The sequence below is a fragment of the Achromobacter sp. SD115 genome (genome assembly GCF_017355315.1).
GTDB classification, from domain to species: Bacteria; Pseudomonadota; Gammaproteobacteria; order Burkholderiales; family Burkholderiaceae_B; genus Achromobacter; species Achromobacter xylosoxidans_B.
The window spans coordinates 59,797-84,949 of the sequence record NZ_JADIJM010000010.1; the positions used below are offsets into that span (position 1 = coordinate 59,797).

The window sequence follows — 25,153 nt, forward strand, 5'->3', positions numbered from 1 at the left end:
CCAAGGGATGCGCCGAATGACAAGGCCGCACTCGACGCGCCCCTATCGAAACCCATCAAGGCGCCAGCACCTCGATGATCCGACGCCCGATATACGCCGCATGCGTCTCAAGCGCAAAATGTCCGGTATCCAGTAACTCAACCTGCGCGTCCGAATTGTCCCGCTTGAACGCCTCGGCCCCAGGCGGAATGAAGAATGGATCGTTGCGGCCCCAGATGGCCAGCGTCGGGATTTTCGCCGCGCGGAAGAAGGCCTGGAAATCCGGATACCGCTTCAGGTTGTTGGCGTAGTCCAGAAACAGATCGAGCTGGATGTCCTTGTTGCCCGGCCGCTCAAGCAACGCGGCATCGAGCGTGTAGCTTTCCGGCGCCACGTCGTCCGGATTGGCCACGCCATGCACGTATTGCCACTTGGTTCCCTCGAAGTTCAGCACGGCGTCGGCGATGACCTGCCGGTTGGCGGCAGTCGGCTCTGCCCAATAGGCACGGACCGGCGCCCAGGCATCGCCCAAACCTTCGAGATACGCGTTGCCATTCTGCGAGACCAGGCCGGTCACCCGCTCTGGGTAGGCAAGCGCCAGGCGCAGCCCGACGGGCGCCCCATAGTCGAAGACGTACATCGCATAGCGCTTCAGGCCCAACGCATCGACGAACGCACCGAGCGATACAGCCAGGTCGTCGAACGTGTACCGATAGCCACGCTCCTCGGGAACTTCCGTGAAGCCAAAGCCGGGCAGATCCGGGGCAATCACGCGAAAGCGCGTGGCCAGAAGCGGGATCAGGTTGCGAAATTGATGAGAGGAACTGGGGAACCCGTGCAGAAGCAGCAGCACGGGCGCATTGGGATCGCCTGCTGCACGATAGAAAAAATTCAGGCCGTCGGCTTGCAGGCGACGTGTTTGGATCTGGCTTTCAGGGGTGCTGGACATGACGATCTCCGTGGTCAGGGACTGGATCAATGGCCGGATTCCTCAGGCCGTTCGCGCCATTCTTTCTCGTTTTAAGTAACCTGTCAATTTAAGTTTTAACGGTTACTTAAATAGAGGAAGACTATTACCAGGAGAGGTTCATCCAAAAAAAATCCGGCCTAGCGGCCGGATGGGTGAGCAAGCAAGCGCTCAGGAAGCCGCGTCCTGGGCTTCCCTTTGGCGAAACGCCGCCACCTTATGACGGTTACCGCAAAGCGACATGCTGCACCACCTGCGCCGGTGGGATCGCGTGCGATCGTAGAACCAGAGGGAACAGAGCGGGCTTTCGCATTTGCGCACCAGTTCGAAATCCCCATGCGCGAGCAAGTCCGCGGCGGCCTCCGCGGCAGGCAGCAGCCATTGATTGGGGGTGGCCGCGTCATAGCGGCGTGCCAGGCTCGGCGCGCCCGCCACAACGGTAAGCTCGAGATGACTGCCGCCGGCCGCGAGCGCCTGGTTGAGCGCGTTAAGCTTAAGCGGCAAACCCGCCTTTCGTTGCGCGACCAACACACGCACGGTCTCGCGCAAGGCTCGCGCGGATTCGAGCAGGCCCTTGGGGGCCTTGCGCTGGGCAGACTCAAAGCCCGAGACTTCCAGCCATGCCAGCACATCGTCATCCGATTGAAGGCGGTCGCGAGGCCCGTCGTCGGATTGCTCGATGGTGTTGATCAGATCCAGAGCGATGTGGTCGCCCAGCAGGCGAAATTCGGGCGCGGGGGTAGTTTTGGTCATGGCATTCTCCACCCCCAATGTAACCACTTAGATTTAGACTATCAAGTTACAGAAGAAAATCGCCTGGCCACGTCCGACAGGCATGGAACACGCAACGCCATTTGCCTGGCCGCGCTACATGAAGCTGTGCCATTTGCTGCAAAGACCCGGAACGCTGGTCTTGACCACAGACTCCTGAGTCGCATCGACAAAGTCGACCAATCTCGACCGGCAACTCGACCCGTCCTCGATCATCACGAGCTCATAGTTGTGACCTGCCTCTGGAACGAAACTCCGGGAAACGAAGCACTGTTCCCGGGCATAGGCCGTGACGCGGCCGTAGCCGATGAAATCCAACGACAGCGGTTTACCTGCGGGCACGCGCACTTCGGTGTTGTAGAAATTCGATTTGGACGATGCCGCCGTCCACTTGCTGTCCGGCATGGCCAGATCTTCGTTGTTTCTATGGGCAAATCCATCCCTGGCGGCTATCACCCCTGCGCCGGGGTGATACCAGTTGATGCACTCGCTGTTAGGCACCCCACGAACCATGCCGTTTGTGATCACCCGCAAGTTCGCAGTCTCGCCCTCGGCAGGACTTTCGAACTTCGTCGAAAACGACTTCACCACCGCAATGTTCCCGCATCCCGAAAGCGCCACGACAACAACCATACAAGCAAGCCGCAAGTACACGATTCCTATCCTCTTTCCACATGATCGCGCTGATCAAACGCCCGCCCTATGCGGGAGACCTGGCGCCAGCGATAATATTATTACAACAAATATTTTTTTAATTCAAAATAAAACATTATTAGACGTCCTTCACCTTGAGTTCGAGGCCGTCAGCGTGATGACCGACGACCTCGACGCACTGATCGCGCAAGTGCTTGCGGACGGCGAGGCGATTGCGCTGCTGGGCTGACAGTTCCGGTATATTCGGCCGACCCGTCCCCTAGAATCCCAGGCCCCTCGATGCTTTGCTCACCGTTCGGTATGCACCACCGTAACGTCCGCGCCGTGCTTGCGCTTGCCGTCCTGTCCCTTTCGGCCACCCAGGCCGCCGCCACGCCCCGCACCGTCTACAGCGGAACGCTGCAGGGCGCTGGCGACATCGTGCTAGAACTGGACACCGAAGCGGCGGCCAACGGCAGATTGACCGGCCGCTACTTCTACGCCAAGCACGGCGTGGACATCCCGCTGCAAGGCACCGCCGGGGAACTCTTCGAGCCCAAGCCCCTCCAGGGAGGCACGTCGGCTTCCAAACTGGCGGATAAAGCCGCAAGCTGGCAAGGCACGCGCGACGCCAACGGCTACCGCGGTCTCTGGACCGACGTCCGCACCGGCAAGCAACGCCGCTTCGACCTGAAGCAGGTCGCCCAATACGACACGGCGCAACTGGAAAAGGACCGCAAGCAGGCCCGCGCCAGTCAGGTCAATCTCGGCGATGTCGACGTCCAGGCAGGCATCAATGCCGTTCGCGCGCCGTACGAAACGCTGAAGCTGGCGGAACACGCCCAGCCCGTTGGCAAGGAGATCGGCCATGGCGTAGTGGCCTATCGCATGTGGCGCGACCCGCGCACCAAGTTCACGTATCCCCGGTTGACGCGCCATCCCGACGCGCAGGTCCTGCAGCGCACGAACTATCTGCTGGAACAGCGCCATTGGCAGAAAAGCCTGGGCGCGCTGGATTGCATGGCGTCGGCCTACACCAGCGGCAATCCCGGCGCTGGCACGCTGGGCGGCTTTGATGAGGAAGCGGTGAACGTCACCTGGCTGTCCGGCGCGCTGATGACGGTGACCGAGTCGGGCAGCCTGGACTGCGGCGGAGCGCATCCCTACAACCATTTCGAGCCCTATACCTTCGATCTGCTGCGCGGCGAGTACCTGGACTGGAATCGCGTGTTCGACGCGTATGCGCCGGGCAAGCGCAGCTTTGGCGGGGAAAAGAGTGCTGCCCTGCTCGGGCTGGTGCAACAGGCCGTCAAGGCGGGAACGGCCGTGCAGCAGTCCGAGGATCACCCCAATCTGGAAGATTGCGCGGACCTCTGGCCCGACTATCTGGCGCTAGGAGTCCAGGCGCCCGGTGCGCTGAGCCTGTCCGTGTCCGGAGTCGGACACTCGGCGGGCGCTTGCCTGGGCACGCACGCCAGCGTGCCGTTCAAGGCCTTGGCGCCTTATCTGAAGCCGGGCGGACAGGCGTATCTGGTTTCCGACTGAGCGGGACGGATACGCGTGCGCTCGCACAGCCTCGGATCAAACACGGCTGGACCGCCCTACTTGCGCTGCGCGAAGTACGCCTGATACCACTTCTGCGCCCTGTAGTCCCCCACGCCACGCGCGAGAGGGCACATCTCGTCTGGGTCCTCATCCGGTCCCAGCCATGTTCCAACCAGCGTCCAGGTTCGCCTGTCCCGATTGACATATATCTCGGCCTTCCAACCCGCCGTCTGCACGTACTCGCCCGACGGCAATTCCTTTTGTAGCGCCTTCAACGATTCAGGCAAGGCGTAGCTGCAGAGAGGCTCTCTCTCCAGTCCGTACTCGTCCAGGTTGGGCTTCCCGGGAGAAGCGCCGAAAGCTGGCACGGCGAGCGCCGCGGCCATAAGGGACGTGATGAGTCGGCAACAGGTATTCATGGGCGGACGTCCGGATATCAGTCGGGCGGCAAAGAGAGGGCACTACTCCCGTGCCGCGAGCCCCCCCGGCCTGATCCATCGTATGCATGCCAGCGCCACACACGCAAGCCCACGCTCTCCCTTGGCGGACAGGCAACGCCAACAGCTCAATCCTTTGGATTCATCCCTAAGGATTCTTGACCACCGGCGCGCCCGGTGGCAAGAATCACACGACGATTGCAACGCCAGGAGTACATAGCGATGCCGATGCCACTCTGCAGATCCGCCCCGTTCGCCATGGCGCTCTGCACTCTTGCCGCCGTAAATTCCGCCCTTGCCGCTGAATGGGAACGCGAACGCGATGAGATCGGCTTCTACAAGGAACCAGTGTGCGACTATGGCTTTCGCGTCAAGAGCGCTCTCGTCAATATCGCAAAGCAAGTGCCGACGGGTGTCACAGCGACAAATGCACAATGGGAGATGGAGGTCTTCAACAATCCCGAATCGAAGAGCTGGACGCTGGTTGGCAAGAGCAGGGCCGGCGATGCCAACCCCGCGAAGCTTTGCCGGATAAGCAGCGGCCAGCAATCGCCATACGAAGAGCAGCCATGGTTCAAGAAGTACTTCGGCAGGTAATTTCGGCTTCGTGCAGAGCCACTACGCGTTGGAATACGGCGCGTAGTCGGCGATGTCCGCCAGCGGCCAGTATTCGCCTGCCAGCCGCTCCCGCGGGAACGAGGTGATGTCGGCAGTGCTCAGGCCCACGCTATCCACAGAAATGATTTGCGTCGCAAGCCGGCGATAGCCCGCGCGGAAGTGGTTGGCGCCCTTGATGGCGATCAGCTTGTACGCAGTCACGTCGATACCATGCAAAAAGAATGGCTCTTCGTCGTAGATCTGTTCGGCACGCGAGGCGACGATCACGTCCACGCCCTGGATGACCAGGCGGCACATGGCGCCCAGGTCAAACTTCACGCCTTCGAACATCGAGCCCGCGCGATTGACGAAGCGGCCGTCGGTGATGGCCTTTACATAGGCATGCACGCGCAGCGGCTGTCCTTGGAAGCGGCCCTGCTTGGCGCCCAGTGACACGCTGATGGTCGCGCCGACGCCGGCCTGGCGGGCTTGTTCGACCACGGACGCATCGTTGATGGACGCGAAGCAGCAGGTGCCGGGGGTGGGCTTGGCGTCCAGGATGGCGCGCAACAGATAGGTGCCGTCGCCAGGCGTGCCGCCGCCTGGGTTGTCCGCGTATTCGTTGACGACGACGGGACCGCGTCCGGCGGCCAACGCCATGGCAACGCCCTGCTCCGGGCTCGGCAGCGATGGACGGAACGCCTCCCGGTGCTCCCAGATCCATTGCGCGACTTCGTCCGCGCAGCGATCGGCCAGTTCCTGGTCGCCCGCCGTGGTGCAGACCACGGCCGGGCATGGCGCGGCGATATCCGCAAGGGGAAAGCCGTGGAACCACGAACAGTCGATGACGCCAGGCAGCGCGGCCAGCCTGGCGCACACGGCATTGACCTCGGCCGGAATAAAACCATCCTGCGTCGTGACGATGTAGGGCAACATGGGCAGGCGGCGCATGACGGTTACCGGCTTCAGCCGGCCGCCGATGATATCGAGCAGCAGCCCCATCGCTTCGACCGCGCGGTCGTGAAAGTCGGTATGCGGATATAGCTTGCAGGGCAAGGTCAGGTCGCACGCCTGCCGCATGGCCTCGGTCATGTTGCCATGCAGGTCGTAGACGGCGGCGATGGGCACATCGGCGCCGACCAGTCGGCGGACCGCCAGGCACAGATCGCCCTCGATATCCTCGATGCCGTCGGCGACGCCGGCGCCGTGCAGCGCCAGCAGCACGCCGTCCACCGGCAAGGCGGCGTCGATGCCGTCCAGGATCCTGCGCTTCATCTCGGCATAGGCCTGGGCCTCGATCGTGCCCGAGGGCGTGGCCTGGCCGACGAAGGTGTAGACCAGTTCGGCCCCATTCTGCCTGGCGCCTTCGATGAAACCGCCGACCTGGTGATTCGATCTGTCGAAGGCTTGCAGTATCTCGTCCTTGCCGTATTGTTCGAACGCGCGCAATGGCGTCTGGCCGGCGAACTCGGCGGCATAGGTGTTGGTTTCATGGATCAGGCCGGCGACGGCGAGTCGCGGCGCAGTGGCTTGAGTGCGTGCCATGGTGTGTGTGCCTTGCCTTCAGCGATTGACTTTCTTGGGATCGAAGCTCAGCGCGATCAGGGCGCTGACCAGGAGCGAGCCGGCGATGATGTAGATGGCGGGCGCGGTGCTGTGGTAGATATCGCGGATCCAGCCTATCAGGTAGGGACTGACGAAACCGCCCAGATTGGCCAGGCTGTTGATGATGCCGATCGAGGCGGCCGCGGTGGCGCCGCCCAGGAAGGCGGTGGGCAGCGTCCACATGATCGGCGAGAAGCTGATGATCCCCGCGGCGGCCACAGAAAGCGAGATGACGGCCAGCGTCAGGTTGGTGCCCGCGGATACGCTGGCGACCAGTCCCGCCGCGCCCAGCACCAGGATGAAGACCAGGTGCCAGCGGCGTTCGCGGCGCAGGTCCGAGCTGCGCCCGACCAGGATCATGGCCACCATGGCGACCAGATAGGGAATGGCGCTCAGCAGGCCGATGCGCAGGCCGCCTTCGGCGCCGGCGTCCTTGATCAAGGTGGGCAGATAGAAGCCCAGCGTGTATAGCGCCATCATTGCCGGAAAGGTCATGGCGACGATTTTCCAGATGCGCGCATCGCGCAGCGCCTGCAACAGCGGCATGTGCTCGCGGCCCGCGTTGTCGGCGGCGATGTCGTGTTCGATCAGCTTGCGCTGTTCCGGCGTGAGCCACGCGGCATCCTGGACGCGGTTGGTCAGGATCAGCAGCACCCCGATGGCCAGCGGAATGGTGGGCAGCGCTTCCAGCACGAACAGCCATTGCCAGCCCGGATGCCCGCCGACCAGATGGAATCGCTCCATGATCCAGCCCGACAGCGGATTGCCGATGAGGCCGGCCACCGGAATGCCGGCCTGGAAAATAGCCGTCATCTTGGCGCGGCGGCGATTGGGAAACCAGTAGGTCAGGTAGAGGATCACGCCGGGATAGAAACCGGCTTCGGCCACGCCCAGCAGAAAGCGCACCGTGTAGAACTGCCAGGGCGCGCTGACGAAGGCCATGATGCCGGACAGGATGCCCCAGGAGATCATGATCCGCGCGATCCAGAGGCGCGCGCCCACGCGGTGCATGATCAGGTTGCTGGGCACTTCGAACAGCATGTAGCCAATGAAGAACAATCCCGCGCCCAGGCCATAGGCGGCCTCGCTGAACCGCAGATCGGCCAGCATGTTCAGCTTGGCGATGCCGATGTTGATGCGGTCCAGGTACGCGACCACGTAGCAGAGCATCAGAAAGGGTATGAACCGCAGCGCGACCTTTCTGTAGGTCGCGTCTTCAAAGGCTTGCTGGTCCGGGCGCGCGGCGCGGCCGGCGTGGATGGTTGCACTTCCGCTCACAGGTTTTCTCCTCGGTATTTGGTTTCTTGTGTATTGCCGCTTAGGCCGCGCGACGCTGGCTCAGCAGCCTGGCGTGGTTCTGGAAGCCGCGCAACGCTTCAGGCGGCACCAGCGATCCGCCGGTAGCCCAGATCACGTGCGTGGCTCCAGACATGTCGATGCCTTGCGCATAGGCCCGTCCGGCGGCGGAGCCGTCGAGCCAGCCTGGTCCTGAAACCGCGGCGGCGGCCGACGGTTCGACCTCGACGCTCAGGGTTTCCTTGAGCGCAAGCAGGTTCAGGTAGAGCTCGTCATCCGACACGGTGAAGACGCCGCCGAGCTGGGGCCGCATCAGCGAAGCCACCAATTCCGATGCCTGGCCCACAGCCAGGCCGTCGGCTTCGGTGCGGTTGTCCAGGCCGATGTCGTACACCGACACGGGGCCGTTCGCTTCCGACGCAAGCTGCACCAGAAGGCAAGGCGACGCGACAGGCTCGGCGAAGAAGCAATGCACGTGAGACCCGAACAAAGCCTTCAGGCCATGGCTGATGCCGCCGGGCGCGCCACCCACGCCGCAGGGGATGTATACGAACAGCGGATGCCCGGCGTCGACTACGCGGCCTGCTTCGGCCAATTGCCGCGCCAGTCCGCGGGCCGCGGCGGCATAGCCGAAGAACAGCAGCTCGGATTGCTCGTCGTCGACGAAATGGCTGCGCGGCGCGGCCAATGCCTGCGTCCGCCCTGCCGCGACCGCCTCGGCGTAGTCGCCAGCGTGTTCCACCACGCGCACGCCGCGCTTGCGCAGCCGATCTTTCTTCCATTCCTTCGCATCGGCGGACATGTGGACCACGGCATCGAATCCCAGCGCGGCCGCCATGACGCCAATGCTCATCCCCAGGTTGCCGGTGCTGCCCACGGTCACGGCATACTGGCTGAACAACGTCCGGGCCTGCGGCGTCGCCAGGACGCGCCGGTCCGTCGCCGCATCCTTGAGCAGGCCATGCTCCTGCGCAATGGATTCGGCAATGGCCAGCACCTCATGAAAGCCGCCACGCGCCTTGATCGATCCGGCAACAGGCAGCTCGTCATCACGCTTGAGATACCAGCTGCCCGACGCGGCGGCGCCGCCCAGCGCCTGTTGCAGCGGCTTGGCGGACATCAGCCGGGACTCGATCTGCCCGCCGGAGGCAGCCAGCTCGGGAAACAAGGCGGCCAGCAGCGGCGCGCAACGCGCCAGACGGCTTTCCGCCTCGTCGATCAGGTCCAGCGATGGCGCCGATGCGGGCAACGGCCCGCCCCTTGCGGGGTTGAGCCATAGCAAAGGCGTTCTTGATTGAAGATTTTCTAATAGCTGGGGATTGAAATCGGCGGTCATCGTGGACTTGCAGGTTGATGGTTCGGCGCAAATCGTAGGTTCCGCAGGCGTGCAAGAATAGCGATCATTTCTAATTCAGCCATTAGTTTGACTTATGCCAGCCCATTTCGACTCCACGCTGCTGGGCGCCCTGCGCTGCTTTGACATGGCAGGCCGCCATCTCAGCTTCACCCGGGCGGCGGCGGCCATGAACCTCACGCAAAGCGCGGTGAGCCAGCAAATCCGTCAGTTGGAAGACCGCCTGGGCTACCTGCTGTTCGTGCGCCAGCAGCGCGGGCTGAAGTTCACGTCCAAGGGCGAAACGCTATTCGCGACGGTCAGCCGCGCGCTTGGCGATATCCAACAGGAAATCGAGCGGCTGGGCCTGCCGACGTCCGCGCTGCAGGTCAATTGCCTGCCGTCCTTCGCGCTGCAATGGTTGATGCCGCGCCTGACGGAATTTCATCGCTTGCAGCCGGATGTGTCGGTGCGGCTGAAGGCGGAGTTCCAGCCGCTGGACCGCAAGCTGATGGAGGAAGAAGACATAGACATCGCCATCCGCTATGACCCGGCGCACTACAGCCATTTGCAGGCCGACGCCTTGCTGGACGAATATCTGCTGGTGGTAGCGACGCCCGAATACCTGGCCGCGCACCCGGCGTTTCGCGCCGGCAAGTCCATCGATGGCGTCGAGTTCCTGCACGACGCCTCGCCTTGGGTGGGGGCCGCGGAGTTCATCGAGTGGCGCACCTGGATGCAGGCGCACCGGCCCGCATGGATCCGCCACCTGGAGGGCCCCCAGTTCAACCTGGCCAGCCTTGCCATCGGCGCCGCGCTGAGTCATCAGGGCGTGGCTATCGGACGCAGCGCGATGGTCTACGACGAGATCCGCAGCGGACGGCTGGTCGACGTGTTCGGCAAGCACGCGCCCGCGCCGGCGCGCTATGTGCTGCTGTCGCGCCGGCCTGAAGAACGGCGCACCCGGATCTTTTCCGAATGGCTCAAATCCGAGTGCCGCAACTTCGACGACCAGCGCTCGGCGCTGATCGGGTGCGCGCGCGGGTAGCGCTCCGCTCAGAAGCGATACGCCACGCCTGCGCTGAACGACCTGCCGTTGCCGGGCAGGAAGATCGGCATCGCGGGCGTCGCCGTATTGCGGATGGCGTAGCTGCTGGCATAGGTCTTGTCCGTCAGATTGTCGGCTTGCACATACCCGCTCCAGTGCGCGTCGTGTTCGTAGGCGACCTTGAAGCCCAGCAGCGCATAGGCGTTCTGCTGCGTGCCCGGCACGTTGGCGTGGTTCGTTTCGGTATCGCTCATCAGCCAGCGCAGATTGGGGCCGAAACGCCAGCCGCCCAGACGGTACATCACCTCCGCGCTAAGCAGGTGACGCGGCACGCCGGCGATGCGGTTGCCCTGGTACTCGCCGCTGCGGAAACGGAAGTCGCTGAAGGTGTAGGCGATGCGGTAGTCGAACAGGCCGTCGCCGGGCGCGGGCAGGCTGCCATTGATGCCGGCTTCGATGCCCTGGTGGCGGGTGCGGCCGGCGTAGTTGTAAGTGCCTGCCGGCGTACCGTTGGCGTTGGTGACGGACATGAGTTCGTCTTCGACGTTGCTGCGGTACAGGGACACGGTCCAGTTCAGGTCGCGGCCAGCGACGAGGACCGTGCCGTCTCCGCCGACTTCATAGGTCAGCGCGCGCTGCAGGTCGAGCTTGCTCATGGACGTGACCGCGGTGGCCGGGTTCATGGGCGCGGGCACTTCGCCATTGACGATTTCCCAGAAGGTGGGGGCTTCGTTACTGCGGCTGATGTTGGCGTACCAGCGCTGGGCGGCGGCAGGCTGCCAGATGATGCCCAGGCGCGGCGTTGCGTAGTTCCAGTCCTGATCCAGGGTCTTGCCGCTGTTGCGTTCGCGCGCGTCGCGCACGGCCTGGGTGTACTTGAGGTCGCCGATCAGGCTCAACTGTTCGGTCACATGCCAATCCAGGCCAACCAGCGCGCTGCGGTTCTCGGCCTTGAGGTCATAGGCGCCGAAGCGTTGCAGGCGGCGGCCGTCGGCGGGTCGTATGGCGTAGAAGTCGCGGTCCATATCACTGCGCTGCCAATCGAGCGCGACGCGGTAATCCACGCTGCCGGCCTTGCCGGCCAGCTGCCAAACCAGGCCGTAGGTATCCCCGTCCGTGACGTTGGCGACCTGGGGATTGGTGAAATCGTCGTTGGTTCGCTGCCAATAGATGCCCGCAGTCTGGTTGAGCGCGTCCGTGCCCCAATAGCTGCGGTTGGCGATGCGGAACTGGCTGGTGTCGCGGTGCGGATCGCGCTTGTAAACATTGTTGGCCAGGTCCAGCGGCGTATTGCCGTCGCCCAGCACGCTGCGCGGATCCTGAAGCATGCGGGCCTTGGGCACGGGCTGGGGGATATCGAACTTGAGGTCGGTGTAGGACAAGTAAGTGCGGTTTTCAAAGGTGCCGCGGCGAAAGCCCAGGTTGCCCTGGAAGCTTGAGCGCTCGGACGAAGAATGGTGGCGATAACCGTCGGACTTGTCATAACCGAAACTGAAGCGGCCATCCATGCGCTCGCCTTCAAAGCCCTTGGATAGCGTGAGATTGCGGGTGCCGAAGCTGCCGGTTCCCAGGCGGATGACGTCGCTCTGGGTGCCGGTGAGAGACTGGAAATCGACCTCCCCGCCCAGCGTGGTCGCGCCCGGCGACAGCGCGTTGGCACCTCGCCGCACCGTGACCAGGCCGGCGTTGCGCGGCTCAAGCAGGCTGATGATGAAGGACCCGTCGGCATCGTTGAGCGGCAGGCTGTCCTGCATCAACAGGATCCCCCGGCTCAAGGGATTGCTCTGGATGCCCGAACCGCGGATGTTCAGGCGCGGCTGATCCAGCCCGCCGAAGAATTCCTGCACGATGACGCCGGGCTGATAGTCCAGCGCGTCGCGCAGGGTAATCAGGCGTACCTCCCGCTGCGGCTGGGCCAGATTGGTGCCGCCGGGCACGGTCTGCAGTTCGGCCTCGGCCTGCTGCGGACCGGGGTCGAGGGCGCGCGTCAGGGATAGTCCGGATACGACCACAGGCGCCAGCGAGGGCACGGCCTGGCTGGCCGGGGCCACGCGGAGCTGGCCGGCTTCCTGGGCCAGGGCGGGGGACAGGCCGAGGGCGCTGAGAGTGAGGCTGGACGCCAGTTGGCGCAGGACGGGGGACGTCATGGGAGTGCTTCCGCGTAGAGCTGAATGGGCTGGGTTACCAGGACAGATGGAACATGGCTTTGGCCAGCAGGACGATGCCGGCCATGTGACAGAAGACGCTGAGGTGCACACGCCTGCGCAGCGCGCTGTGCAGGCGCTGGCGCCGCGCCAGCGTCATGGCCGTGACCACATGGACCAGCACGCTGGCGGCGAGCGCGATCTTGATCGACAGCAGCAGGCCGAAGGACGAACTGCCGGGGCTGGCAAGCGCGCCTCGGTACTGCCAGGCCATGCCCAGGCCAGCCAGGTACAGCACGGCCACCGCCCAGGGCACCACGGCGCGCACGCGCGGGCCAAGCTGGCCGCCCAGCGCGCGGCGCACGTCGGCAGGCAGGCGCTTTTGCACAGGCTCCAGAAACAGCACCTCGAAGGTCACGGTGCCGACGAAGACAAAGGCGGCGCACAGGTGCAAGACGAGCAGAAAAGGATAGGTATTCATGGAGAGTCCGCTATCGAAAAACAGGAAATCGGGTTGGACGCATGCTTCAGGGCTGCCCGCCCGCCGCCAGCAGCAGCTCGCGCAAGCGTTCCGCGTCGGTGTCGGGAATGCCGCCCGGCGGGCCATTGCCGGAAGACTCCAGCGGACTCTCCAAAGCGATGGGCGTGACGTTGCCCCGATGCACCATGACGCAACGGTCGACCAGCCCCAGCAGTTCCCCTGGGTCGTGGCTGATGCACAGCAAGGCCGCGCCGCTGCGGGCCAGTTCCTCACCGCAGCACGCGGCGAGCTGGCGGCGCAACGCCGGGTCCAGCGCGCTGAAGGGCTCGTCCAGCATCAGCAGGTCCGGGGTCAGCGCCAGGGCGCGGGCCAGCGCGACGCGCTGCGCCATGCCGCCGGACAGCTCGCCCGGCCAGGACTGCATGGCGGCGTCCAGCCCCACCCGAGCCAGCCATTGCGCGGCCAGGGCGCGAGCCTGGCGCTGCGCGTGTCCGGCCCCCCGCAGCGGCAAGGCGACGTTGTCCAGCGCGTGCCGCCACGGCAACAGGCGCGGTTCCTGGAACATCAGCACGGGATGGCGAAAGCCATTGCGCAAGGTTCCGCCGCTGGGCCGGACCAGGCCTGCTGCCAGGCGCAGCAGGCTGCTCTTGCCGGCGCCGCTGGGGCCGATCAGGCCCAACCGTTCACCGGGGCGCAGGCGCAGGTTCACGTCCTGCAGCACGGTCTGCGCGCCGTAGCGCAGCGACAGCGATTGCATCTCAAGCATGGCTGGGCTCCATCCAGCGGCCCAACCGGCGCTGCAAGGGTTGCAGGAAGGCGAATTCCAGCAAGGCCACCAGGCCCAGGATCAGCAGGACCCAGGCGAACAGTTCAGCGGTGTCGAAGGTGCTGCGGGCGTTGGCCAGCGCATAGCCCACGCCATTCTCCGCGCCCAGCACTTCGGCCATCACCACCAGCCGCACGCCGCCGCAGGCGGCGATCAGCAGGGCCGCCAGCAGCGGCGCGCTGAGCGCCGGCAGATACAAATGGCGCAGGCGCAGCCAGGGGCCGTAACGGTAGACGTGGGTCATCTCGATCAGCTTGCGGTCCACGTGCAGCATGCCCTTGACCGTATTGACGTACATGCCGGGCGCCATCATCAGCGTCGTAATGAAGATGACCATGGGCGACCCCAGGCCGAACCACAGCATGGCCAGCACCACCACAACCACCGGCGGCATGGCCATCAGCAGCCAGCGCAGCGGTTCGATCAAGCCGCGCAGGCGCGCGCTATGTCCGGCCAGCACGCCCAGCGCGAAGCCGATGGACGCACCCGCCAGCACCCCGATGCCGATGCGCATCAGGCTGACGCCTGCGTTGGCGAAGAACTGCGGGCTGCGCACCAGCGGCACGACGGCGCGTAACGCTTCCCATGGCGTGGCCATGAGCAGCGGACCGAGCTGGCGCGCAGCCACGTGCCAGGCCAGCAAAAGCAGCAGCACGCCCGCCGCGCTCCAGGCGCGCGAGGTGCGTGCAGGCATGCCGAGGATGGGACCTTTGGAATACGGGTTCATCGGACCTGCCCTCATGGTCCGTAGAAGCCGGCGGGCGGCAGGCCGCCCCCGATGGCTTGCGGGAAACGGCTGGCCAGCAGGCGGTACAGCGCCTCCAGCTCGGGGCGCGCATCGCGGGCGCTGCGGCTCTGCAGGCGCGTGCCACGAATCGCGGTCTCGATCGCCGCCTGGGGCAGATGCGGCAGATGCTCGCGCACCAGCGCGGCGCAGTCGGCGGGATGCTCGACGCACCAGCGCGCGGAGGCGGCGTAGGCCTGGTCCACAGCGCGGCACAAAGCCGCATCGCCCGCCACGCCGGCCGCGGCCATGACACCCGCCTGCGGCAGCGTCGGCTGCGCGGGGAAGGCGGCGCTCCAGGCCTGTTCCAGGCTTTGGCCGCGATGCAGCGCCGGCGCCCCTGCGGTCTGTTCAGCCCGCCACAACAGCAGCGAGGCCATGGGTTCGACCAGCAGCGCCTGCCCTGCCTGGCCATTGAGCATCAGCGCGATGGCGTCCTGTCCGTCGCGGGTACGGCGCAAGGCGACCGGCGCCAGGCCGCGCGCGGCATGCGCCTCCAACAGGGTATCCAGCAGCACGGCGGGCAGATCGCGTTGAAACGGCACCACCAGTTCGCGGCCGGCCAAATCGTCGAAGGTCCGCACCGCCGGATCGCGGCTGACCAGCCACAGAATGCCCCATACGGAGATATTCAACAGACGCACAGGCATGCCGCGGTTGTGCAGCAAGGCCGGCAGCGTGCTGGGAGCGGCGCTGAAGTCCAGCTCGCCGTTCACGAGCAGCGTGCGCAGTTGATCCGGCGTCTGCCACAGGCGGAAACGTAGCTGCCCGGCGTGATCCGCCAGCGCGCCGGTGGCCGCCATGTGCATCAGGGGATAGCTGACCACGGCGCCGGGGCCTGCCAGCGTCAGGACGGTGCGGCGATCCGGCAATGCCGCGCGCAGGGTTCCCGCCGCGGGCAAAAGCGCAGTTCCCAGGGCAGCCGCGCAGAAGCGGCGGCGCATGTGCAAGTCGTTCATTGAATTTCAAATAAGAATTGTTATCGTTTAAGATTCTCCCATTCACACTGAAAGACCCAGAATGACAAATATCAATCTGGCCGGCGCGGCCGTGACCGCGTTGCTGGCAAGACATCCGCTGCTGCAAGGCCTGCCGCCTGGCATGGACCAGGAGGTCGCGGCCGACCTGCTGCGCGGCGCCAGTCCGCTACGGGCCGAGGCGGGGCAGATCCTGTTCGGCGAAGGCGACGAAGCCTCCAGCTACGTGCTGATAGAAAGCGGCCAGGCCGAGGTCATGCGCTACAGCTACAACGGCGACGAACGCGTGTTCCGCGTCTTCGAGCCGGGCCAGTTGATGGCAGAGGCGGCCATGTTCATGCCTCACGGCCGCTATCCGATGCAGGCTCGCGCCCGCAGCGAGCTGCTGGGCTGGCGCCTGGGCCGCCGGCAGTTGCGCGACGCTTGCCGCCGCTGGCCGGATCTGGCGCTCAAGCTGCTGGCCGCGCTCAGCAAGAGCCTGTACGACCAGGTGAACAAAGTCGACTGGATGACTTCCAGCTCGGCGCCCGAACGGCTGGCCAACTACCTCATGGGCCTGCATGAACGCCAGGGCGCCGCGCTGACGCTGCCGCTGAACCAGCGCCAGCTTGCCGCCCACCTGGGCATCCGCGCCGAAACCTTGAGCCGCCTGCTCAACGATTGGCAGACGCAGGGCTACATCAGCGGCAAGCGCCGCCAATGGGCGGTGCACGACTCGGCGCCTCTGGCCAGGCTGGCGACGACGGCGAAGCGGCCATTCTGACGGCTGGGCTGGACTGGGCTGGCGCCGCGTAGTGGCCGGCGATGATTCCAGCCGCGACGCCAATGACTTTCGTCATCGGCGCGACGGCGGTGCGCGTCGGACAATGCGGGCAGACCCTCTCCCCTGCTCCCATGTCCGAATCCGCTCCTCCCCTTGCATCTGTCCCGGCTGCCCCTCCGATAACCGAAGCAGACGTCCGGCAACTGGTGCACCGCTTCTACGCGCAAGTGCGCCAGGACGAAACGCTGGGTCCGATATTCAACTCCCGCGTGACGGACTGGGACCACCACCTGGATCTGTTGTGCGATTTCTGGTCGGCGCTGCTGCTGGGTACGCGCCGCTTCAAGGGGGCGCCGATTCCCGCGCATGCGCGCATCCCGGATCTTTCCTGGCCTTTGTTCCAGCGCTGGCTGGCCCTGTTCCATGAAGTCACCGCCGGGCTTGGCCATCCGGCCTTGCAAGCCCAGGCCGACGCCATGGCTGAACGCATCGCGGCCAAGCTGTGGAACGTGTGGCAGCAGCGTCAGGATCTGCCGAGCCTGCCCGACTCGCTGCCTGAAGGCGTGCGGCCCTACCGCGACAGTCCAGTGTTCACGCCCGACAACCTGCCGGCCGGCTTGCGCGCCGCGCACACGACCAAGGCCGGCACCTGGGGCTTGTTAAAGGTGCACGCCGGCGTGCTGCGCTATACACAGGATGATCCGCCGCACGCCGAAGTGGTGCTGACGGCCGGACAGCAAGTGCTGATAGAGCCGCAGGTGCGGCACCATGTGGCGTTCGAACTACCGGGCAGCTTTCAGATCACGTTCTGCCGCGCGGACGGCCCGGAAGGCCCCGCCTGACCGGAATCGCCGAGGTGGCGCCGCCGCGCCGCATTCTTCCAAGCCCCTTTACTTCAGGCAGCTGCGGCGCTCAGATGCTCATAAAGAATCGCCGCTCCTATCCCCATCAGCGCCAGCCCGCCCAGGATCTCGGCCCGCTTGCCCGCGACGCTGCCCAGCACGCGTCCCAGCATCACGCCTATCGTCACCATCAGGGTCGTGGCCAGGCCGATGGCGATGGCCGCGACCACGATGTTCACGTCAACGAACGCCAGCCCCACGCCCACGGCCATGGCGTCGATGCTGGTGGCGAAGCCGGTTGCGGCAAGCAGCCAGAAGGAATGGCGGGTGACGGGCGCGGCGTCTTCGTCGTCCTCCTTGAGGCCGTTGCGTATCATCAGCAAGCCCAGGATACAGAGCATCGCGAAGGCGATCCAATGGTCCCAGGCAACCACGTACCTGGCCGCGACGGAGCCCAGCGCCCAGCCTATCACTGGCGTGATGGCTTCGATCACACCGAAGATCAGCCCGGTGCGCAGGGCTTCCGGAAATCGAGGTTTATGCAGCGCGGCGCCTTTGCTGATGGCCGCGGCGAAGGCGTCCGTGGACATGGCGAACGCGAGAACGATGATGGCGATGGCATTCATTTGAGGAAAGATCCAACTGGGCGGAAACGGCACGGATCTTCCGCGCCGCCCAGCGTCGCGCGAAAAATCCGTGGTCTCGCCAAGCGTGAATGCCGCTTGCGCCATGGCCGGGAAAGCCAAGAATGTTGACGCAAGCCCCTGCGGAACTGGCCGCAGGGAGGCTACTCCCCAAAGAGTAAAGGCAGTCTAGCAGAGCCAGCCGACCGGAGTGTTACAGCGCTATTCCCCACGTATCCCCGCCTTCTCGATCACCTCCTTCCAACCTTTCCCCTCCCTGTCCAGCCAGGCCTCGGCCTGCGCCTTGCCCGCAAACGGCTCGCGCATGCCCAGCATGGCCATGCTCTGCTGGAACTCCGGCATGGCATAGACCTTGGCCAGCGTATCTTCCCAGATCCTCGCGATTTCCTTGGGCGTCCCTTTGGGCGCCATCACCAGGAACGCGAACGACACGTCATAGTTCTTCAGCCCTGCCACGCCCGATTGCGCCGCGGTGGGGACTTCAGGCAGATCGGCGTCGCGTTCCTGGCCCGACACTGCCAGCGCTTTCAGCTTGCCAGCCCGCACATGCGGCAGGACGCCAGGCGTAGCGACAAAAGCGGCCTTTATCTGATCACCCAGCAAGGCATTCACAGCCGGAGCGTTGCCGCGATACGGCACGTGCGCGGCTTCAATGCCGGCGGCGAGCCTGAGCTTTTCGAACGCGAGGTTGCCTGGGCTGCCATACCCGGCGGAGGCATAGGTGACGCGATTGGCTTTGGCGTAGCGCAGGAATTCGTCCAGCGTGTTGATGCCGAGCTCGGGGCGAACCGCCAGAGCCAGGCCGAAGGAGCCGGCCAGGCTCAGCGGTTCCAGCCGTTGGGTGACGTCCTTGTCCAGGCCCTTGAAGATGTAGGGATTGACGGTCATCAGCGTGTCCAGCGTCATCAGCAACGTGTAGCCGTCTGGTGCTGCCTGGGCCACGGACTGCGCGCCGATATTGCCAGAAGCGCCGGAGCGGTTTTCAACGACGATGGTCTGGCCCAGGATCTTGCCCGCGTGCTGGGCGATGGCGCGGGCTTCGAGGTCCAGCGGACCGGCGGCCGGGAAATTGACGATGAGTCGGACGGGACGCGCGGGGTAATCGGACGCCATGGCAACCGAGGTTCCGGCCGCGAGCAGCGCCGTACAGAACAGCAAGGACTTGATCATGCTTTCTCCTGGGTAGCGCCGGCCGCGAGGCCAGCGCCGTTGCGGGGCGTCAGGCAATGGCGGTGGGATGCGGACTGGTCTCGGCGTGGCGGATCATGCTGCGCGACAACTCCAGCAGCAATTCGGCGCGCAGCGCGCTGGCGGCGGGGTCGTCCCACAGATTGCGCAACTCGTGGGGATCCTCACTGAGATCATAGAGTTCGCCCCAGGTCGCGTCGGCATAGACGCTGAGCCGGTGGCGCGGGGTTTGCAAGGTGCGCATGCGGGTGCGGCCGGAAAAGCCGAACATGATGCGCTGGCCCTCTTCCTCGATCAGTACCGCATCGCGCACGGTGTCGACCTCGCCAGACATGAGGGGCAGCAGGGACGCGCCCTGCATGCCGTTGTAGGCAGGCAGGCCGGCGCGCGCCAGCACGGTCGCAGCAATATCGGCCGTGGAGCACAGCGCCTGGCTGCGCGAAGCAGCAGGCGCTGCCTGTGGATCGCGCCAGATGAACGGCGTGCGTATCAGGCTCTGATAGTGAATCGGACCCTTGAGCAGCAATTGGTGATCGCCGAAGTAATCGCCGTGGTCGCTGGTGAAGATGACGACGGTGTTGTCGTCCAGCCCGGTCTCGCGCAGCGCCTGCATGACGCGGCCTACCGTGGCGTCTATATGGCTGATGGAGCCATAGTTCAGCGCGATCGCCTCGCGCGCCTCGCGCTCGGTGCAGGCAAAGATGGCAGGGGTGTGCTTGACGGCCTTGCCCTGGTCGCGCTGCTGGTGCATCCAGGCCACGTGCGGCGGCGGCTGATGGCCCGGCGCGGCGCTGGCATGGAAGGACTCCGGCAGGGTCACGTCTTCAGGCCGGTACATGTCCCAATACTTGCCGTGGGGCGTGAAGGGATGGTGTGGGTCGGGAAACGAACACTGAATGAAGAAAGGCTTGCTGCTGGCGGCATGCTCGCGCAGCTGCGCGATGGTCTGGTCGCCGATGTAGGCGGTGGTGGAGCATTCCTCAGGCACGCGGGTGCGCCAAGCCTGGTGATGCTCCGTCAGCACATAGCCGGGTGCGGGCAAGGCGTGTTCAGGGCCCCACAAACGCCGCGCTTCGGGGTGCTCCCGCGCCAGCCAGCGCTCGTAGTGGCCCCAAACCTGGTCGCCATGGTCCACCGCCAGCGCCACGCGCTCGAAGCCATAGAACGGCGTATCGAGGTCATGCTTGGGATCCGTGCGCCATAGCGGCCCCCATTCCTGGTCGTAGTTGCCGGGTTCGGCGATCCAGGCCTCGCCGCGAGCGCCGTCACCGGCCGGCGGCCAGATCGCGGGCTTGCCGGTCATGTTCTGCAAATGCGACTTGCCTATCAGCGCGGTGGCATAGCCCGCGCCGCGCAGCCTGTCGACAAAGGTGGTGGCTCGCTGCGAAAGGGGAATGCCGTTGTGGCGCGCGCCATGCACCGAGGGCATGCGGCCAGTCATGAGGGTGGCGCGGTTGGGCATGCAGATGGGCGACGCCACATAGAAGCGGTCCGCTGACCAGCCCTGCCCCGCCAGCGCGTCCAGCTCCGGTGTGCGCAGCATGGCATTGCCATAGCTGCCCAGATGGTCCGCGCGTTGCTGATCCGTGATGAATAGCAGGAAATTCGGCTGCATCGTGTCTCCTCGCCGCCGGCTTTGCGCCGGCTTGGCTCTGTTGTCAGGCCATTATGTGTAGCGGAGACATAATTTGATAATGAATTAATATTACCGAGCCATAACCGTGAATTTATGTCTCAAGGACGCACGCATGGACTGGACCCACCGCATCCGCCTGCGCCACCTGGCCATCCTGGTGCGCCTGTGCGAGACCCGCAACCTGAGCCAGGTCGCGTCGGAACTCAACATCACGCAGCCAGCGTTGTCGAAGTGGCTCAAGGACCTGGAAGAAGACATCGGCCTGACGTTGTTCGACCGTCATGCGCGCGGTATCGAGCCCACGCATTACGGCCTGGAACTGCGCAGCCATGCGCGCGAGATCCTGGGCAAGCTGGGACGCGCCCAGGACAGCATGGCGCAATTGGCCCGCGGCGCTACCGGCACGCTGGCGGTGGGCGTCACGCCCAATATCGCGCCGGTGCTGCTGCCGCCCAGCATCCAGCGCTTCCGCGAACGCTACCCGCGTGTGCTGCTGCGCCTGGCAGAGAACACGCTGGACTACCTGCTGCCCTTGATGCAGGAAGGCACATTCGATGTGCTCGTGGGGCGCCTGGAGCAGCACTCGCTGCCGCGCAACCTGCACTACGAAGAACTGTATGGCGAGCCCATCTGCCTGGCCGTCGGCACTGCGCACCCGCTGGCGAACAAGCGCAAGGTGACTTGGCAGGACGTGCAGGAATATCCCTGGATCGCGCCCGGAAATTCGACGCCGATGCGTATACGCATCGATTACGAACTGGCGCTGGCTGGCCAGCCCGCACCCTGGCACCAGGTGGAATCGTCATCGGTGCTGGTCAATGTGGCGCTGCTGGACGGATCGGACCTGGTGCTGCCGATCTCGGAGCGGCTGGCGCGGCATTTCGCGAAGCAGCACATGATCAAGGTGCTGCCGCTGGCGATGCGCAGCCGGGGAATCACAGGCATGGTGTGGCGCGATGCCGCGCTGGCGTCGGAGCATGCGGCGTACTTCATGGAGTGCATGCGGCTGGCGCGCTGATCGTCATGGGAAATGGCAGATAATTGACGCGATTCGCCGCCGCAGATCCAGAGACGGACGCGCCGGCGCACGGCCCGCCTTGAACGGAAATTTCCATGACCCGATCCGAGTACCAAACCGAATTGCTGCGCATTCTCCGCGCCCACGACGCCGCGGCCCGCTCGACGCTGACGGCGTTGATCGCCGCCCTGCCGCCCAAGGCGCGCGAGATCCACTTCGTGATATTCCCCGACCAGGACGGCGAAGGCACGTTTTCCGTGGTAGCCAGCCTGGACGGCCCGGACCTGTTCGTGCTCAACAAGGCCATCGAAGGCCACCGCTACCTGTTCGACGTCCGCCATACGGAAGACGGCATCGAACCCGAGGTTCCCCTGTTCGCGTCGGACCAAGCCAGCTTCAACGTGCAGGACGTCATCGTCGACACGGCGATGCATTGGGTGGCGGAACTGTGGGCAGTCAGCGGCCAGGGCCGTTCGCCGCTGTCGGGGCTGGTATATGGGGAAGAAGGCTACGGAACACGCGAGCCGCTGGTATTGCCGGCATAGGCTGCGCGGCACGACCCCTATCAGGCGTTACAGCCCGTCGCCAGAGCGAACCGCGCTCACCAGCTCACGTGGAACATCGCCTTGGCCAGCACCACGATCAGCACCATGTGGCAGAACACGCTGACATGCATGCGCCGGCTCAAGGCCCCGGTAAGGCGCTGGCGCCGCGCCAGCGTCAGGGCGGTGGCGACATGGACCAGCACGCTCAAGGCCAGCGCGATCTTCAGCGACAGCAAGAGGCCGAAGGACGAGGCGAACGGATCGGCGAGCGCGCTGCGATACTGCCAGGCCAGTCCCAGGCCGGCCAGGTACAGCAGCACAACCGACCACGGCAGCACGGCCCGCACGCGCGGCGCCAATTGGCTGCCCAGCGCGCGGCGCACGTCAGGCGGCAGGCGCTTGTGCACGGGCTCCAGGAACAGCACCTCGAAGGTGACCGTGCCGACAAACAGGAAGGCGGCGAGCAGGTGCAGGATGAGCAGCAAGGGATAGGTGTTCATGGCTGCGAGTGGGAATGGCCATCAACCGGGATTGTCTCATCCGAGCCGTTCGCTGCAACATGACAAACATCAAAAGCGCCCCGCTGACGCTGGACGCGCCGCCCCGCCGCCCCGATCAGAACTTGTAGCTCACCTTCATCCAGACGTTCCGGGGCGTCCCGTAGCTGTAGCCGTTGTAGCCTCCCAAGCCGCTGTAGTAGTACTTGTCGGTCAGGTTTTCCACATTGATGGAAGCGGAGACATGCTTGTTGAAGTCATAGCGCGCCATCAGCCCAAACAAGGTGACGCCGCCCTGGGTGGCACGTCCCAGGCCGCTGGCCTCGTCGTAGTAGATGCTGCTCTGATAGCTGACGTTGCCGCCGACCGTAAGCTTGTTCCACTCGCCCGGCAGCCGGTAACTGGCGGCAAGGCGGAACAGCCGCTGGGGCGTGCTCGGCAGCAGTAAGCCGCCGTTGGCGTCGCGCTTGGCAAAGTAGGTGTAGCCGCCCATCAGCTGCAAGCCGGGCGCCACTTCGCCAGCCAAGGTCAGCTCGAAACCCTTGCTGCGCGCGCCCTTGACCGCGCGGTAGGGCGTGCTCCCGTCCGGCAGCGGCGGGCTCGACGGATCCTCGACCGCGACGTTTTCCTCCTGGGTGCGGAAGATCGCGAAGCTGGAGTTCAGTTTGCCGTCCAGGTGTTCGCCCTTCAGGCCGATTTCATAGTTCTGGCCGGTCTGCGGGGGCAGCACCACATTGCTGGTGTCGCGCGACGTGGTGGGAATGAAGATCCGGGTATAGCTGGCGTAGGCGGAGAAGTCCTTGCTTACGTCCACAACCACGCCGGCATAGGGCGTGAAGACGCCGTTTTCCTTGGCGGTGGGATTGGTGGTCCAGAGATTGGCGGGGCCGTTGTAGGACGATGAGTTTTCTTCGTACCACGTAGCCCGGGCGCCGAGTATCACCGACACCGGGTCTGCGACCTTCAGCCGCGCCGAACCGTAGATGGCGGTTTCCTTCGCGTCCAGGAAAGTGTTGAAGAAGGTGTAGGGCATGGACGGTTTGGGGACGTCGCGCAGCTCATAGAAATTCACGGGACGGCGATCCGCGCCACCCGGATTTGCCGAGTTCAGATTGAGTTCGCTGCTGTAGCGGTTGTAGCTCATCCCCAACACGGCGCGGTGTTCCCTGCCAAACGCCTGGAACGGCCCTTCGGCGTAGATGTCGAAGGATTTGTTGGTCGAGTTTGCCGGGTTGTCGCGCAGTTCGATGGTGGAGGCGCCGGACGGATCTATGGGCCGGTACGCCAGCAGATAGCCCCAGGCCGCCCTTCTTTCATTCTTCAAGCGGCTGGCGTCCATCTTGATGTGCCAGTCGCTGCTGAAGCGATGGTCCAAGGTGGCGAATATCCGGTCCGTGTACATGTCCCATTGGCTCCAGGGCGTCACGGGATTGAAGGACCGGGGAAGGTTGGTGCGCGTGCCGTCGCTGTAGAACAGTGGCGCCTGGCCGAAGTTGGCCCCGTCGATGGCGGTCTTCTGGTGCTCGTAGCCCAGGCTGACCGTGGTGTCCGGCAGGATGTCGGCCTCAAGAATGCCATAGAAGACATCGTCCGACCGCTTCTTGTAGTCGATGAAACTGTCGCCCGCGGTGCGGGCGGCGACGACCCTGGCGCGCAGCGTGCCGGCGCTGTTCAGCGGGCCGCCCAGGTCGGCTTCCGCGTTGTAGCTGTTCCAGCGGCCGACGCCGGCGGTGACATGCCCCGCGAATTCCGATGTGGGGCGCTTGCGCACCAGATTCACCGAACCGCCAGGCTCGCCCACGCCGTTGAGCAGGCCCGCCGCGCCCCGCACGACTTCCACCCGGTCATAGATGGCGGTGTTGATCATGCCCGCTTCGGCGGATGGCGTTTTGAACGACAGCGTAGGTACGCCATCGAGCATGGTGTTCAACGCGAAGCCGCGCGAAGTGAACTGCACGCGTTCATCCAGCCGGTCGACGGCGATGCCGGGCGTCTGGCGCAGCACCTCGTCCAGCGTGTTCAAGTTCTGGTCGTCCATGTGCTGCCGCGTGACGACGCTGATGGATTGCGGGGTTTCGCGCAGCGACAGCGGCATGCGGGTGGCGGCGCTGGTCGCCGGCACGGTGTAGGAGCCCGTGCCTTCGGAGGGACCTTCGTCGCCCGCGCCAGTGACGGTCACCGCGGGCAAGGCCGTGACCTCGCTCTGCGGCAGTCTGCGCAGGGTATAGCCGCCGTCGGCGCGGCGCGCCGGCTCCAGGCCGCTGCCGGCCAGCAACTGGCGCAACCCGTCCTCGAAACCATAGCTGCCGCGCAGTCCGGGCGATTGCAGGTCGCGCGTCAGAGCGGGATCGAACGACAGCAGGACGCCGGCCTGGGCGGCGTAGGCCGAGAGCGCCGCGCTGAGCGGTCCGGGTTCGATGGCCACGCTCACCTGCCCGGCCGGAGTCTGCGCGTGGGCGGGCGCCATCAACCCGGCCAACGGCAGCGCGAATACGCTTGCCGCGAGCAAGGCAGGAAGGGAGACGCTTGCGCGCAACGGGGGAAGCTGACGGGGCATGACATGCACTCCAGATATTGGTCTTACCCTCGTAGCCAGA

General features: G+C 65.0%; 24 protein-coding genes and 1 riboswitch. Of the genes, 8 read left to right on the forward strand and 16 right to left on the reverse strand.

All coding sequences use genetic code 11. From position 1 onward, the window contains the following. Nucleotides 1-55: 55 nt before the first annotated feature. The 3 genes from IPU70_RS15850 to IPU70_RS15860 all read right to left on the reverse strand — a co-directional run bounded on the left by IPU70_RS15850 (nucleotide 56) and on the right by IPU70_RS15860 (nucleotide 2,122). Complete coding sequence (locus IPU70_RS15850; protein ID WP_207468573.1) at nucleotides 56-928, reverse strand: alpha/beta fold hydrolase; 873 nt, start codon at nucleotides 926-928, stop codon at nucleotides 56-58. A gap of 189 nt (nucleotides 929-1,117) precedes the next feature. Beyond that, entirely contained in the window at nucleotides 1,118-1,699 is a 582-nt protein-coding gene (locus tag IPU70_RS15855; RefSeq protein ID WP_207468575.1) for an ABATE domain-containing protein, read from the reverse strand. Nucleotides 1,700-1,813: 114 nt separating this feature from the next. Then, the gene (locus tag IPU70_RS15860; RefSeq protein WP_207468577.1) at nucleotides 1,814-2,122 is read right to left on the reverse strand and encodes a hypothetical protein; all 309 of its coding nucleotides are present in this window, start codon (nucleotides 2,120-2,122) and stop codon (nucleotides 1,814-1,816) included. Between the two features lie 106 nt (nucleotides 2,123-2,228). Between IPU70_RS15860 and IPU70_RS15865 the strand changes: the two genes are divergently transcribed. The 3 genes from IPU70_RS15865 to IPU70_RS15875 all read left to right on the forward strand — a co-directional run bounded on the left by IPU70_RS15865 (nucleotide 2,229) and on the right by IPU70_RS15875 (nucleotide 4,929). Further along, nucleotides 2,229-2,600 carry a hypothetical protein gene (locus tag IPU70_RS15865; RefSeq protein ID WP_207468579.1) on the forward strand — a complete coding sequence of 124 codons (372 nt, stop codon included), beginning with the start codon at nucleotides 2,229-2,231 and terminating at the stop codon, nucleotides 2,598-2,600. Between the two features lie 71 nt (nucleotides 2,601-2,671). Continuing rightward, a complete protein-coding gene (locus IPU70_RS15870) occupies nucleotides 2,672-3,895 on the forward strand; it encodes a hypothetical protein (RefSeq protein WP_207468581.1) in 1,224 nt (407 codons plus the stop codon). Nucleotides 3,896-4,554: 659 nt separating this feature from the next. Next, nucleotides 4,555-4,929 (forward strand): hypothetical protein, encoded by a 375-nt coding sequence (locus tag IPU70_RS15875; protein ID WP_207468583.1) that lies wholly within the window; start codon nucleotides 4,555-4,557, stop codon nucleotides 4,927-4,929. Nucleotides 4,930-4,950: 21 nt separating this feature from the next. On the opposite strand, the gene IPU70_RS15880 is transcribed toward IPU70_RS15875, so the two are convergent. From IPU70_RS15880 to IPU70_RS15890, 3 genes are read right to left on the reverse strand one after another with little or no spacing between them, the layout of a single operon-like run. After that, a complete protein-coding gene (locus IPU70_RS15880; protein ID WP_207468585.1) occupies nucleotides 4,951-6,474 on the reverse strand; it encodes a M81 family metallopeptidase in 1,524 nt (507 codons plus the stop codon). A gap of 18 nt (nucleotides 6,475-6,492) precedes the next feature. Beyond that, complete coding sequence (locus IPU70_RS15885; RefSeq protein ID WP_207468587.1) at nucleotides 6,493-7,812, reverse strand: MFS transporter; 1,320 nt, start codon at nucleotides 7,810-7,812, stop codon at nucleotides 6,493-6,495. A gap of 40 nt (nucleotides 7,813-7,852) precedes the next feature. After that, on the reverse strand, nucleotides 7,853-9,166 hold the full coding sequence (locus tag IPU70_RS15890) for a D-serine ammonia-lyase (RefSeq protein WP_207468589.1): 1,314 nt from the start codon (nucleotides 9,164-9,166) through the stop codon (nucleotides 7,853-7,855). A 94-nt stretch (nucleotides 9,167-9,260) separates the two neighbouring features. Here IPU70_RS15890 and IPU70_RS15895 point away from each other — a divergent pair, with 94 nt between their 5' ends. Then, nucleotides 9,261-10,211 carry a LysR substrate-binding domain-containing protein gene (locus IPU70_RS15895; protein ID WP_207468592.1) on the forward strand — a complete coding sequence of 317 codons (951 nt, stop codon included), beginning with the start codon at nucleotides 9,261-9,263 and terminating at the stop codon, nucleotides 10,209-10,211. 8 nt (nucleotides 10,212-10,219) lie between these two features. Here IPU70_RS15895 and IPU70_RS15900 read toward each other — a convergent pair whose 3' ends face one another. Genes IPU70_RS15900 through IPU70_RS15920 form a run of 5 tightly spaced genes read right to left on the reverse strand, consistent with a single transcriptional unit; the run spans nucleotide 10,220 to nucleotide 15,405 of the window. Then, on the reverse strand, nucleotides 10,220-12,358 hold the full coding sequence (locus IPU70_RS15900; protein WP_207468594.1) for a TonB-dependent receptor domain-containing protein: 2,139 nt from the start codon (nucleotides 12,356-12,358) through the stop codon (nucleotides 10,220-10,222). Nucleotides 12,359-12,392: 34 nt separating this feature from the next. After that, nucleotides 12,393-12,836, reverse strand: a complete 444-nt coding sequence (locus IPU70_RS15905; RefSeq protein WP_207468596.1) for a CopD family copper resistance protein — start codon at nucleotides 12,834-12,836, stop codon at nucleotides 12,393-12,395. Between the two features lie 46 nt (nucleotides 12,837-12,882). Further along, the gene (locus IPU70_RS15910) at nucleotides 12,883-13,602 is read right to left on the reverse strand and encodes an ABC transporter ATP-binding protein (RefSeq protein ID WP_207468598.1); all 720 of its coding nucleotides are present in this window, start codon (nucleotides 13,600-13,602) and stop codon (nucleotides 12,883-12,885) included. Further along, nucleotides 13,595-14,389 (reverse strand): ABC transporter permease, encoded by a 795-nt coding sequence (locus IPU70_RS15915; RefSeq protein ID WP_207468600.1) that lies wholly within the window; start codon nucleotides 14,387-14,389, stop codon nucleotides 13,595-13,597. The genes IPU70_RS15910 and IPU70_RS15915 overlap by 8 nt, the downstream gene beginning before the upstream one ends. A gap of 11 nt (nucleotides 14,390-14,400) precedes the next feature. Next, nucleotides 14,401-15,405, reverse strand: a complete 1,005-nt coding sequence (locus tag IPU70_RS15920) for an ABC transporter substrate-binding protein (RefSeq protein WP_242702529.1) — start codon at nucleotides 15,403-15,405, stop codon at nucleotides 14,401-14,403. Nucleotides 15,406-15,466: 61 nt separating this feature from the next. On the opposite strand from IPU70_RS15920, the gene IPU70_RS15925 reads away from it, so the two are divergent. Both IPU70_RS15925 and IPU70_RS15930 read left to right on the forward strand, forming a co-directional pair. Beyond that, nucleotides 15,467-16,186, forward strand: coding sequence for a Crp/Fnr family transcriptional regulator (locus IPU70_RS15925; RefSeq protein ID WP_207468602.1), 720 nt, complete (start codon nucleotides 15,467-15,469; stop codon nucleotides 16,184-16,186). 206 nt (nucleotides 16,187-16,392) lie between these two features. Beyond that, nucleotides 16,393-17,028 (forward strand): DUF1971 domain-containing protein, encoded by a 636-nt coding sequence (locus IPU70_RS15930; protein WP_371818957.1) that lies wholly within the window; start codon nucleotides 16,393-16,395, stop codon nucleotides 17,026-17,028. A gap of 53 nt (nucleotides 17,029-17,081) precedes the next feature. On the opposite strand, the gene mntP is transcribed toward IPU70_RS15930, so the two are convergent. The 3 genes from mntP to IPU70_RS15945 all read right to left on the reverse strand — a co-directional run bounded on the left by mntP (nucleotide 17,082) and on the right by IPU70_RS15945 (nucleotide 20,475). Continuing rightward, the gene (mntP, locus tag IPU70_RS15935; protein WP_207468604.1) at nucleotides 17,082-17,654 is read right to left on the reverse strand and encodes a manganese efflux pump MntP; all 573 of its coding nucleotides are present in this window, start codon (nucleotides 17,652-17,654) and stop codon (nucleotides 17,082-17,084) included. Between the two features lie 7 nt (nucleotides 17,655-17,661). Further along, a riboswitch (yybP-ykoY riboswitch) is annotated at nucleotides 17,662-17,836 on the reverse strand. Between the two features lie 37 nt (nucleotides 17,837-17,873). Beyond that, entirely contained in the window at nucleotides 17,874-18,842 is a 969-nt protein-coding gene (locus IPU70_RS15940; protein WP_207468606.1) for a tripartite tricarboxylate transporter substrate binding protein, read from the reverse strand. 49 nt (nucleotides 18,843-18,891) lie between these two features. Further along, entirely contained in the window at nucleotides 18,892-20,475 is a 1,584-nt protein-coding gene (locus IPU70_RS15945; RefSeq protein ID WP_207468607.1) for a sulfatase, read from the reverse strand. Nucleotides 20,476-20,608: 133 nt separating this feature from the next. Between IPU70_RS15945 and IPU70_RS15950 the strand changes: the two genes are divergently transcribed. Together IPU70_RS15950 and IPU70_RS15955 are read left to right on the forward strand one after the other, a co-directional pair. Next, entirely contained in the window at nucleotides 20,609-21,514 is a 906-nt protein-coding gene (locus IPU70_RS15950; RefSeq protein ID WP_207468608.1) for a LysR family transcriptional regulator, read from the forward strand. A 95-nt stretch (nucleotides 21,515-21,609) separates the two neighbouring features. After that, nucleotides 21,610-22,059: a DUF6389 family protein gene (locus tag IPU70_RS15955; RefSeq protein ID WP_207468609.1), complete on the forward strand. Its 450-nt coding sequence runs from the start codon at nucleotides 21,610-21,612 to the stop codon at nucleotides 22,057-22,059. 56 nt (nucleotides 22,060-22,115) lie between these two features. Here the strand turns inward: IPU70_RS15955 and IPU70_RS15960 are convergent, their stop codons facing one another. After that, nucleotides 22,116-22,559 (reverse strand): CopD family copper resistance protein, encoded by a 444-nt coding sequence (locus tag IPU70_RS15960; protein WP_207468610.1) that lies wholly within the window; start codon nucleotides 22,557-22,559, stop codon nucleotides 22,116-22,118. Nucleotides 22,560-22,674: 115 nt separating this feature from the next. Beyond that, nucleotides 22,675-25,113, reverse strand: a complete 2,439-nt coding sequence (locus IPU70_RS15965) for a TonB-dependent receptor (RefSeq protein WP_207468611.1) — start codon at nucleotides 25,111-25,113, stop codon at nucleotides 22,675-22,677. Nucleotides 25,114-25,153: the final 40 nt, after the last annotated feature.